The 419-nt window shown below is 46.1% G+C and carries 2 protein-coding genes; both read right to left on the reverse strand.

The window, feature by feature from the left end; translation table 11 throughout:
- Positions 1 to 208 (reverse strand): undecaprenyl diphosphate synthase family protein (locus C6366_RS21235; protein WP_233248593.1); only part of this gene is annotated, 208 nt, incomplete at its 3' end.
- Positions 208 to 419 (reverse strand): hypothetical protein (locus C6366_RS21240; protein WP_233248594.1); only part of this gene is annotated, 212 nt, incomplete at its 5' end. The genes C6366_RS21240 and C6366_RS21235, both read right to left, overlap by 1 nt.

Below are 419 nucleotides of genomic sequence, written 5' to 3' on the forward strand. Positions count from 1 at the left end.
GTGTCAAATAGTCTATGCCCAGTTCTGCGGCGGCCTCAGTTACTTCCCTCACGGCCTTTACGCCGTTTTTATGGCCGAATACGCGTGCCGTGCCTCGTTGTCTGGCCCATCTGCCATTACCATCCATAATGACTGCAACGTGTCGCGGCAATTTTTCTGTAATCAACTGTTCTTTAACTGACATACTTTGGGATATTCCGATGTTCATTAAAATCCGTCATGACATTTGTCGCGTCGTGAAAAGATGCTGAACGTCATATACAGACCAACCACAGAATACCAGTCGTTATTGTGTGATAACGTGTTCTGGTTGAATCTGTATGGGTCGGACGGATCGATTGGGTTATTGAAGCCAATCAGGTCCAAATCATCGGTGAAAGTTTTTCTGAAAGTCCACTCTGCACCCAGTTTCATCCAAC

The sequence above is a fragment of the Desulfonatronum sp. SC1 genome (genome assembly GCF_003046795.1).
Classification (GTDB): domain Bacteria; phylum Desulfobacterota; class Desulfovibrionia; order Desulfovibrionales; family Desulfonatronaceae; genus Desulfonatronum.